Below are 10504 nucleotides of genomic sequence, written 5' to 3' on the forward strand. Positions count from 1 at the left end.
ACGAAGCGCTGGTCGCGGTGACCGCGAGCCCCGTCCACCACAACACCGCCGGGCCGGCACCTTCTAACCGGCACCGAAGGTCGCCTTTCTGCGCTCCTTCGGCCAACAGCGTCGCCATGATCAAGATCATCGGCATGGGCCTGCTGGTCGGCATCGCCGTGGAAGCCCTCCGCGTCCGCCCTGAGCCGGGCACCGGCCACCCTGCACCTGACGGGCCGCGGCACCTGGTGGCCGGACCGTGGGAGCGGTGCGGCGCCGCCGGACCCCGGCTGCGCCGCACCCGTCAACCGGGCCGATGGCTCACCGGGGCCCGGTCCCGTCACGGCGACGGCGCCCGACGCCCCCGCCCGGGGGAGGGGCGGCTACAGGTCGGTGCCCAGACCCAGCTCGCCGACCGGGACCGGCTGCCCGGTGCGCATGGCCTCGTTGGCCGCGATGCCGACGGCGACCGCGCGCACCCCGTCCAGGTAGCCGGCCGGGCGGCGCAGCGGGTCCGGGGCGAGCCGCAGGTCGCCGCGGAAGACGTCCATGAGCAGGATCGCGTCGCCGCCGCCGTGCCCACCGATGCCGGCCGGGATGGGGACCTCCTCGGCCCGCTCCCAGTGGCGCTGGACGATCAGGCGTTCCCCGTCCGGCCGCAGCGCCTCGCCGGCGGAGGGGACAGGGGTCGCCGACGGGTCGAGGACGGCCTCCCCGTCCTCGGGCAGGTCCACGAAGCCGCGCTCGACCACTTCGAGTTCGGCGCGCCCGGCGGTGCCGTTCACGGTGACGCGGTAACCCTCCCAGGGGCTGTGCGCGTTGAGGGAGTAGGTGAGGAGGGCGCCACCGCGGTAGTCGACGAGCACGGCCATGTTGTCCTCGATGGTGATCCCCGGCGCGAACGGGTCGAGGTCGCGGCGGTAGCCGTCGTGGTGCTCGGCGTCCAGGTAGAGCCCTTCCAGCCGGGGGTCCGAGCGCAGATCGAGCGAGAAGGGGTCGCCCGGGGCGTCGGTGCCGCGCTCGGGCCGCTCGCCCACGCCGCGCTCGCGGGCGTTGACGTCCCCGTAGAACCGCAGTCCGCCGGATGCGAAGACGCGGCGGGGGACATCGTTCAGCCACCAGTTCACGAGATCGAAGTGGTGGCTCGACTTGTGCACCAGCAGGCCGCCGGAGTTCTCCTTCTCCCGGTGCCAGCGGCGGAAGTAGTCCGCTCCGTGCACGGTGTCCAGCGCCCACTCGAAGTGGACGCCGGTGACGGTCCCGATGCGGCCCGAGGCGATCACCTCGCGCAGCGTGGAGTTCCTGGGTGCGTAGCGGTAGTTGAACGTCATCACGACATCGCGGCCGGTCTCGGCGACGGCTTGGGTGATGCGCCGGCAGCCCTCGGCGTCCGTCGTGAGCGGCTTCTCCACCACGACGTCCGCCCCGGCCCGCAGCGCGCGCTCCACCAGCGCGGCGTGGGTGTGGTCGGGGCTGGTGACGATGACGACATCGACCTTCTGCTCGGCCACCATCCGTTCGAGCTCGTCGGGCGTGTAACGGGGGAGGGCCGGGGGCCGCGCGTCGGAGGTCCCCGCGTCGCGCACCTGCGCGTCGTACCAGTCGATGCGGCCGGGGTTCGGGTCGAGCCAGGCGACGATCTGGCCGACGTCCGCGTGGTCCCCGGTCAGGGCGGAGACGTACATGCCCGCCCGGTGACCGGTGCCGGCCACGGCGTAGCGCTTGCGCGGACGGTCCGCCGGCGGGGGCGCGAACTCGGGCACCACACCGGCTGCCGGGGTCGCGCTGCGGCTCGACGCCGGCAGGGGCGCCGTGGGGTTCTGGTCGACGGGGCTGTGGATGCTCATGGGTCCGTTCTCGTCCTTCGGTCTCGGTCGGCACAGGGGGCGCGGCTGGCCGCGCGGGGACCCTCGCCGTACCGGTCGGGGATCGGATGCGATGACGAAGTGAACGTTCACCTGCTCGCCGGTCCGAGGAGTTGTTTCCTTGGAGCGATGAGTGAGACAGCCTGTTCAGAAGCGTTTTCCGGGACGGTCCCGAGGTGGTTCGGCACGGAGTGAACGGTCACTCAACCGTAGGTTTGCGTTCTTCCGTGTGTCAAGATGTTCCTCCGTGACCGCTCGGAAGGGAACGCCATGAGCAGTGAGCCCCCGGGGGGCGGACACGCGGCGCCGCGGCGTCCGACCATGCGGGAGGTCGCGCGGCTGGCCGGGGTCTCCCACCAGACGGTCTCCCGCTACTTCAAGGCGGACGGCACCGTCCACGCGGACCTGCGTGCGCGCATCGGCCTGGCCGTCGAACAACTCGACTACCGGCCCAACCTCGTCGCCCGGGCCATGCGCAACCGGCACACCGGGCGGCTGGCGTTCCTGCTTCCCCACGGGACGGCGGTCAGCTCGCTGGAGATGCTCGCCGGCGCCCAGGACGAGGCGCACCGGGCCGGATACGGGGTGGAGGTCTTCACCCTGGACGGGACCTCCCGGGCCCGGGCCGAACGCGCCCTCGAACTGGCCGACTCGGGCTTCTACGAGGGCCTGCTCGCGCTCACCGCCCTGCCGCTGGACACCCGCCGGGCCTCCAGCGGCACCCCGATCGTGGTCACCCCGCATTACGACGCGCACATGCGCAGCATCGGTGAACTGGCCGACGCGCAGGCCATGGCCGAGATCGTCACCGGGCTCGCCCGGCAGGGGCACCGCCGTTTCCTGCACCTGGCCGGCGGCTACGAGCACCTGTCCGCGCGGCGCCGCCGCGACGTGTACCTGGAGACGATCGAGCGCCTGGGCCTGACCTCGCACGCCGTCATCGACTGCCACTGGCTCGCCCAGCGGGCCCGCGAGGCCGTCGTCGCGCTGCCGGCCGACAGCGGAGTGACCGCCGTGATCGCCGCCAACGACCTGCTGGCGGCGGGGGCCATCAGCGGGGCCGTCGCCCGTGGCTGGCGGGTGCCGCAGGACCTGAGCGTGACGGGCTGGGACAACAGCCCGGTGGGGGCGGCCATGCCCCCCGCGCTCACCACCGTCTTCGTGGACCACGACATCATCGGCCGCCGCGTCGCCCGCCAACTGCTGGCGACGCTGAAGGGGGAGACGGCCCCCGAGGAGAACGCGCCGTTCACCGAGGTCATCTGGCGCGCCTCCACCGGTCCGGCCCGCTGACCCGTACGGCCCCGCCTTCGACCCGAACCCCCGACACGTCCCTGGCCCGAGGCATCCGTTGCCGCCCTGCCCCCTGACGGGGCATGCGGGCGGGGCGCGCGGCCCGGTCGTGCGCCTGGTGGGGCGGGCGGCGTGCGGCGGGGGCGCTCCCGCCCGGCCCGGGCCTCGGATCCACCTCTCCCGGCGGTTTGCCCCGGGCAGCGCTTTGCGGCCCGGCATCGGTGGGGAGGTCATCGCGGGCCGCGCTCGGCCGGGCGGCCCGTACATTCCCCATGTTCGGCCGGGAACGGAGGTGAGCTGTATGGAGGATGCGGAGTCCTACGAGCCGCCGCGGGTGACCGAGGCCGGTGACTTCACCGAGGTCACCCTCGGGGGGTTCGGCACCCGCGCCGATGGGGGCGCGCCGCCGTTCCAGACGTGGGGCTGAGAGCGATCGTCGCGATGACGGGGGCGGGACAACCGGAGATTCGTCCCGCCCCCGTTGGCCCGTCCGCCCGGCGGGCGCGGAACGGACCGCGTGCGGTTCCCGGGTGGCGTAGGCGTGGAGGACGGTGGGGCTGATGAACGGTTCGTGGGTGGTGCTGCCGGACACGGAAGCCGCCGCCGCCCTGGCGCACCGCCTGGCAGAGCCGGGCGCGCGGAGCCTGCGGCACGCCTCGGGGCGCCCCTGGCTGGTGGGCGCCCGGCACGGCAGCGCGGCGGTGACGGCGCGGGTGGGACACGTCCGCGTGGCGGTGCTGGGGCGCAGCGCGCTGACCCCCGAGGAACTGAGAGCGCGGATCGCCCGGGTCCGTGATCTCCCCGGCGTCGAGGCGGCGGTCGCCGGTACGGCGGGAAGCTACCACCTGCTGGCGACCGTGGACGGCAGGGTATGGGTACGGGGCGCCGCCTCGGCCACCTGCCGGGTGTTCACCGCCCGCGTCGACGGTGTGCCGGTCGCCGCCCCGGACGCGGGCACGCTCGCCGCCCTGCTCGGCGCGGCACCGGACGCGGAGATGCTGGCCGCCCGGCTGCTGGACCCTCCGATGCCCTGGGCGGCGCTCGGCGGCCGCACCCTGTGGCCGGGAGTGACGGCGGTCCGCCCCGACGACGCCCTGACCTGGGACCGGGACGGCTCCGAGTGCAGGGTCCGGTGGTGGAGCCCGCCCGAGCCCGAACGCTCCCTGCGCGAGGCCGCCGGTGAGGTGCGGCAGGCGCTGACCCGCGCGGTGGCCACCTGCACCGCCGGCGGCGGCACCATCAGCGCCGACCTGTCCGGCGGCCTGGACTCCACCAGCCTGTGCTTCACCGCCGACTCCCTGGGCGGGGCCCGGCTGGTGACGGTGCGCTGGGAGAGCGCCGACCCCCGCAACGACGACGCGCTCTGGGCGCGGCGGGCCGCCGGCGCCCTGCCGGACGCCCGCCATCTGGTGATCGGGGCGCCGCGGACCCCCGACTGGTACGCCGGGATCGACACGCTGCGCCTGAGGACGGAGGAGCCGGTGCCCTGGGTCCGGGACGTCGCCAAGCAGAGCGATGTCCTGCGGCGCGCGGAAGCCGCCGGGTCCCGGCTCCATCTCATGGGCGGCGGCGGGGACGAACTGTTCACCGCCGCGCCGCCCTACCTGGCCGATCTGGCGCTGAGCCGCCCCGGGCACGTGCTGCGCCACCTGCGGCGCCGCTGTCTCGACCACCGCGTCCGTACCCTCTCGGGACTGCGCGCCGTCGCCGCGCCTCCCGGATACCCGCGGTGGCTGCGCCACCTCCTGCGGGACCTGGACGGGCCACCCGCCCACGAACTGCTGGGCCGGCTCGGGTGGCAGCCGCCGCCCCGGATGCCGCCCTGGGCCACCCCCGAGGCGGTGCACGCCGCCCGCGCGGTGCTGCGCGGCGTCCTGGAAGGCCGGGCCGAGCCGCTGGCGGCACACCGCTGGCAGCACTTCGTGCTGTGCCTGATCAGGGAAGGGGGCAACGCCGTACGGCAACTGAGCTCCACCCTGGCCGGGCCCCCGTACGCCTCCCCCTACCACGACGATCACGTCGTCACCGCCGCCCTGTCGGCGCGGCCCACCGAGACGGACCTGCCCGGGCGCTTCAAGCCGCTGCTGATTGCCGCCATGGACGGCGTCGTCCCGCCCGGGAACCTGAGCCGGACGACCAAGGGCCGGTACGACGCGGATCTCCACCGCGCGCTGCGCCGACAGCGACGCCCCCTGCGGTCCCTCCTGGACACCTCGCTGCTCGCCGCCGGGGGCCTCATCGACCCGGAGCGGGCACGCGGCGCGCTGCACTCGCACGCCACCGTCGCCGACATCAACGGTCTGCTGCCCACGGTGGCGTGCGAGGTCTGGCTCCGCTCACCCGCCCGCTGACGGGCGCGGCCGGCCACCCGCCCGCGGGCCACCGGTCGCGGACGGCGGACAGTGCGGGACGGTGCGTGCCGACTGCCCCCGGGGGCAGTCGGCGGGGTCTCCGGGTGCACCCGGCGTCAGGGCGCGTTCCCGCCGGGGCGCGGGACCTGATAAACAGATCTCGCGAAGGCGGCCCGCTGACGCGTCGCCGACGGAACCTGTCGGTCGGGGAAGCCGCGCGAGCACGTCCTCTCCTGCGGCGACGGGGAACAAGGGGAGCGGCGGAACATGGCGACATGCAAGAAGTGCGGTGGGCGAAAGCGCCGTTGGCCCCGTTCGTGCCCCACCTGCCGCGCCGGGTCGTACCGCGCGGACGCGGCAGTGCTGGGGGCCGATGTGTCCGTGGCGGCGGGGCTGTTCGGGGGGATCAGACGGACCGTCACGGGCCTGGTCCGGCGGATCATCGACTGGACCTGACCGGCGCACACCACCGGCCGGCCCCGCGCCCGCGGCCTTGTCCTCACGAGAGCCCGTCCGCGGACGGTGCGCGAGGCGTCGGGCGCCCGGCGCGGGGCCGGGAGACGACGGCCTTGTTGCGCATGAGGAAGTCGCCCACGTAGTCCTCGTGCGGCAGATCACCGTCGCTGTGCACCGTCGGTGTGTCGCGGTACACGTTCGTGATGCTCGGCTCCCGCAGCAGCGCGTCGATCAGCTCCCCGTCCCCGCCGATGACGTTCACCACCAGCGAGTCGCGCAGCGGACCCGTGCCGTCCGCAGGCGTCCAGGGGGCGACCCACACGCACGGGAAGGGCAGTTCGGCGCCGAACACCCCGCCGCCACCGGAGCCGGAGGCGGTGAACACCGCCGGCCCCAGCACCACACCCCCCTGCGGATGCGGTGTCGCCACCTCCTCCAGGGGGATCTCCGCGCGCGCCCCGCGCGTACCGCCCCGTACGTACGCGATCAGGGACCGCGCGGTCTCCTCCGCGACCCGGGGCCCCAGGTGCCGCTCCGTGGTCTGCCGCCCGGCGGCCCGTTCGCGCAGGACGCCGGCGAGCTCCCGGGCGAACCGGACGTGGTCGCCTTCGACGAGCACCGTCGTGGTGTTCACGCAGGCCGTCCCGGAGAGGTCGGCCACGGAATCCGCCACCGCCTCCAGGGCCTCTGGTGACGGCCGGCCCCCGGTGACCAGCGTCTTGGACCGGCCGGGCCCGGCGACCTTGACGGCCGGTGAGGCACCGTACGCGGCCTCGATGTCGGCGCCGCCGTAGGCCAGGCCCAGATCGGCGCGGCGCAGCAGGACGGGCACCCCCGCGTGCGCCGAGGGCAGGTACAGCGCGTCGGAGTCCCGGAACCCGGCCGCGCGCAGTGCCGCGATGACCCGGTGGGCGGTGAAGGGCTCCCGGCGCGAGGGCCGGACCGCGACGCGGTACCCCAGGGCCAGTGCCTGCAGCCAGCCGTTCTGGATGGTGGGGGTGTTCCCTGACAGCACCGCGGCCAGCGTCTCACCGCGCCGGGTCCACACGCCGCTTCCGGCCCCCGGCTCCCGGGCGGCCTCCCGCCAGGAGCGCACCGACCCGAGAGGCCGGGCCCGGTCGGCGCGGGACGGAGCCCGCGCGATGCCCTCGGCCACGGCGCGGCTCAGCGCCGCCGTCAGCGGCGCGTTGTGCCCCGACACCGCCTGGACACGGGCGCAGTGCTCGGCGAAGGACAGCCCGCCCAGCACATCGCCGAGGAACCGGTCCGCCGCCTCGCCCAGCCGCCGCTCCCGCTCCGGGGCGGGCAGCGGATCGGCGCGTCGCTGGGCGGCCAGGGCCTGGGAGACGAGCAGCTCCGGAGCGAGGGACAGGGTGGCGAGCCGGCGGCCGTCCACCCCGTGCACCGTCTCCCGGGCCCGGGTGCGCAGGGTGCCCTGATGTGTCAGCAGCGGCAGGTCCACCACGGTCTCCCGCACGGCGGTGGCCGGCCCGGCGCCGGGGGCCATCAGTAGACCCCCTGGACAACAGGCTCGCCGTCGAACGCGGCCAGCGGCCGGGGCGCGCCCAGGGAGTCGCCCACCGCCCCGGGCGGCGGCAGCACCCGGACGGCCGAGTCCCGTTCCAGGTTGTTGGGGATGAACACCCCGCTGCTGAGGTGGCTCATCCGGACCTGGCCGCGCTGCCCGTACGCCACCGGCCGGTGGGTGTCCGGGTCGACGACGGAGAAGGTGACGAAGGGCGGATAGCCGTCGTACACGGCGGCCGGTGGCGGCGCGGCGGCGTCGCGCAGCTTCGCGGTGGTGAGCACCATCGTGCTGCCGTAGATGTTCTGGACGACGGTGCCGGGCAGGGCCGCGGCGATGAGGTCGTAGGTGTCCTCGTCCAGGTGCGCGCCGGCGAGGGCCAGGTAGGACAGGCCGCGGCGCAGCCGGTCGGCCAGTTCCTCGTGCAGCAGGAGTTCCGACAGGATCGGCGGCGTCGTGGTGAGCGCGGCGATGCGCTGGGTGCGGATGACGTGCCCGAGCTGATCGACGAGATGCGCCAGGTACGGCTCCGGGCCGGCACCGGAGGAGATCAGCTTCTTCACCCAGCGGGGGTCGAGGTCGACGGTGTGCAGCACGGACCCCAGCGCCTTCGCCTGTGCCCGGGTGGTGTGCCCGAAGGCGTGCGGCCCCGACGGCATCGCGACCAGCCACGGCTCACCGGCGGGGAATCCGGCCTCGCGCAGCTCGGCCGTCTTCCACCGCAGGGCCCGCCGCGTCCAGCGTTCGGTGTAGAGAAGGCGTTTGGGGGAGCCGGTGGTGCCGCCGGTCTCGAAGACGGAGGGCGGCGGGTCCTTCGCCAGCCCCGCCGGGAGGAGGTCGCCGACGGGTCGCTCCCGCAGCGGCCCGGCGATGTCCGGGAAGCGGGCGAGATCCTCGAAGGAGGTGATGTCGCGCAGGGGATCGAAGTCGAGTCCGCGCGCCAGCTCCAGCCACAGCGGGGAGCCGGTGTCCGCCGAGAAGTGCCAGCGCAGCGCGGCGCGCAGATACTCCTCGGGGTCGATGTCCTCGATGTCCTCGGTGTCTTCCAGGTCGGGCAGGGAACGCGTCATGAGGTCTTCTCCTGTGGCCGGTACGCGGGGGTGCGGGAGGCGGTGCGCGGGTTGCGTGGGCTCATGCGCGCCAGGCACCCAGGACGCGGGCGGTCTGCTCCGGGTTGAGCCGGGGATCCAGCAGCGAGCGGTAGCGGGTCGCGTCGCGCGGCTCGCGGGAGTTCTCGGCGCACTCGTACACGTCCTCCGGGGTGGCCTCCAGGTGCAGCCCGGCGGGGCGGCGGCCGGCGGCCGTGACGACGGCCTGGAAACCGGTCAGTTCGGCGATGACGTGCTCGACGTGCCGGGTCTTGAAGCCGGTTGCGGCCTGGACGGTGTTGCCGTGCATCGGATCGCTGATCCACAGCACCTGTTCGCGGTGCCGGTGGACCGCGCGCACGATGGGCTCCAGCGCCTCGATGTTCCGGTGGCCCATGCGGGCGATGAAGGTCAGCCGGCCGGGTTCGTCGCGGGGGTTCAGGGTGAGGGCCAGTTCGGCCGCCTCCCGCGGGGAGGTGTCCGGTCCGATCTTCACGCTGACCGGGTTGCTCAGGGTGGCGGCGACGGCGATGTGCGCGCCACCGGGGTGCCGGGTGCGGGCCCCGATCCACGGCCAGTGCGTGGTGGCGAGATGATTGCCCTCCTCCGTGCCCCGCAGAAAACGCAGTTCGTAGTCGAGCAGGAGCATCTCGTGGCTCGTCCAGATCGGATCCAGGTAGGCCGTCGCCCGGTGGTAGTCGGCGATCGCCGCGTACGCGGACCGGGCGGCGGTGTGCGCCTGGGCGACGCGGGCCGGTGAGGGGCGGCGCGCGGACCGGTTCGGGGCGGGGGAGTTGATGATGGGTCCGCGGTAACTGGGCAGCATCACACCGTCGATGACCTCGTACTCCTGGGAGCGCGGTTTGGCGTACTGCCCGGCCAGGCGTCCCACGGCGACGATGTCCCGGCCGGTGCGGGTGCGCAGATGGGACCGGAAGTGGGTCAGGAAAGCGATCTTGTTGCAGGTGGCGGAGGTGACGTCGGTGTCGATGTCCTCGACGCAGTCGCCCAGTTGCAGGATGAGCCCACCGCCCGCGTCCAGGTTGCCCAGCTCGTGCCGCAGCCCGTCCACCGCCCGGCGGCTCACCAGATCATCCTGCGGGAGCGCCCCTAAGACCGCCTCCAGGGACGCCCGGTCGGGCCACTCCGGCTGCTGGTGGGCGGGCAGCGCGGCGAAGCCGGCCCGGTGTGCGGCCGCGGGCGCGTTCAGCTCGGGCCCGGTGTGTCCCGTCATGGCTGGTGTCCTTCGGAAGCGGGGCGGTGTCCGGTACCGGACGGGGGGAGGTCACGTGCGGCGGTCCACACACATCCGTTGCCGTCACGGCCCGCGGTGAGTTCGTGCCCGGCGTTGAGCCCTTTCGCGGTGATCATGGCCGTCGTGGCGGGCACGCAGTACTCGCACGGCGAGGCCAGCGTGATCGTCACCCCGCGCGCGCGGGCCAGTTCGCGGTAGTCCCAGATGGCGCAGTGCCCGACGCGCAGCACGGCACGGTCCGCCCCGCGCTCCTGCCACTCGGTGGCGGAGCCGTACAGGTCCGCCTGGTGATCGAGCCGTTCCAGCGGAACGGCGGCGTCGTGTTTGGGAGCGGAGTCGACTGCGGCGTAGACGGCGCTGTTCGACGCCGCCCAGGCCGCCAGCTGGCCGTGCCCGAAGTGGGCCACGACGAACTGCTCCATGAGCGCCTGGCCCCGGAAGAACGCGGCCTTCCACTCCTGCTCCCCGTTGCCCGGCGGGAGCGACTCGAAGATGGCGTGCTTGACCTTCAGCAGGTTCTGTAACTGGGCCCCGCCCCGTGTCTCGACGACGAACCGGGTCAGGCCCGCCTCCGCCTCGAAGAGGCGGCGTTTCCACAAGGCGGTACGGGAGCCGGCGCCGCTCGGCACCGCCCCCGTCTCCGTGATCACGCCGCGGGCCGGCGTCTTCTCGTTCTCGGTCATGCGTGGTTC

General features: G+C 74.3%; 8 protein-coding genes. 3 read left to right on the forward strand and 5 right to left on the reverse strand.

What is annotated here, in order from left to right; all coding sequences use genetic code 11:
* Positions 1 to 362 precede the first annotated feature (362 nt).
* The gene (locus tag H7827_RS27470; RefSeq protein ID WP_432747716.1) at positions 363 to 1826 is read right to left on the reverse strand and encodes a Gfo/Idh/MocA family protein; all 1464 of its coding nucleotides are present in this window, start codon (positions 1824 to 1826) and stop codon (positions 363 to 365) included.
* A gap of 288 nt (positions 1827 to 2114) precedes the next feature.
* Here H7827_RS27470 and H7827_RS27475 point away from each other — a divergent pair, with 288 nt between their 5' ends.
* From H7827_RS27475 to H7827_RS27485, 3 genes are all read left to right on the forward strand, one after another.
* Positions 2115 to 3137 carry a LacI family DNA-binding transcriptional regulator gene (locus tag H7827_RS27475; RefSeq protein ID WP_386533439.1) on the forward strand — a complete coding sequence of 341 codons (1023 nt, stop codon included), beginning with the start codon at positions 2115 to 2117 and terminating at the stop codon, positions 3135 to 3137.
* 301 nt (positions 3138 to 3438) lie between these two features.
* Positions 3439 to 3564, forward strand: coding sequence for a lasso RiPP family leader peptide-containing protein (locus H7827_RS27480; RefSeq protein ID WP_107046937.1), 126 nt, complete (start codon positions 3439 to 3441; stop codon positions 3562 to 3564).
* A gap of 133 nt (positions 3565 to 3697) precedes the next feature.
* The gene (locus tag H7827_RS27485; protein WP_432747717.1) at positions 3698 to 5488 is read left to right on the forward strand and encodes an asparagine synthase-related protein; all 1791 of its coding nucleotides are present in this window, start codon (positions 3698 to 3700) and stop codon (positions 5486 to 5488) included.
* A gap of 499 nt (positions 5489 to 5987) precedes the next feature.
* On the opposite strand, the gene H7827_RS27490 is transcribed toward H7827_RS27485, so the two are convergent.
* The 4 genes from H7827_RS27490 to H7827_RS27505 all read right to left on the reverse strand — a co-directional run bounded on the left by H7827_RS27490 (position 5988) and on the right by H7827_RS27505 (position 10495).
* Positions 5988 to 7451 (reverse strand): aldehyde dehydrogenase family protein, encoded by a 1464-nt coding sequence (locus tag H7827_RS27490; protein ID WP_432747718.1) that lies wholly within the window; start codon positions 7449 to 7451, stop codon positions 5988 to 5990.
* Positions 7451 to 8539: an AMP-binding protein gene (locus H7827_RS27495; protein WP_386533431.1), complete on the reverse strand. Its 1089-nt coding sequence runs from the start codon at positions 8537 to 8539 to the stop codon at positions 7451 to 7453. Before H7827_RS27495 ends, H7827_RS27490 begins: the two co-directional genes overlap by 1 nt.
* Positions 8540 to 8600: 61 nt before the next feature.
* Positions 8601 to 9791, reverse strand: coding sequence for a 3-deoxy-7-phosphoheptulonate synthase (locus tag H7827_RS27500; protein WP_432747719.1), 1191 nt, complete (start codon positions 9789 to 9791; stop codon positions 8601 to 8603).
* Positions 9788 to 10495: a hypothetical protein gene (locus tag H7827_RS27505; protein WP_432747721.1), complete on the reverse strand. Its 708-nt coding sequence runs from the start codon at positions 10493 to 10495 to the stop codon at positions 9788 to 9790. The genes H7827_RS27500 and H7827_RS27505 overlap by 4 nt, the downstream gene beginning before the upstream one ends.
* Positions 10496 to 10504: the final 9 nt, after the last annotated feature.

The sequence above is a fragment of the Streptomyces sp. JH002 genome, from assembly GCF_050916115.1.
In the GTDB taxonomy this organism is placed as follows: Bacteria; Actinomycetota; Actinomycetes; order Streptomycetales; family Streptomycetaceae; genus Streptomyces; species Streptomyces xiamenensis.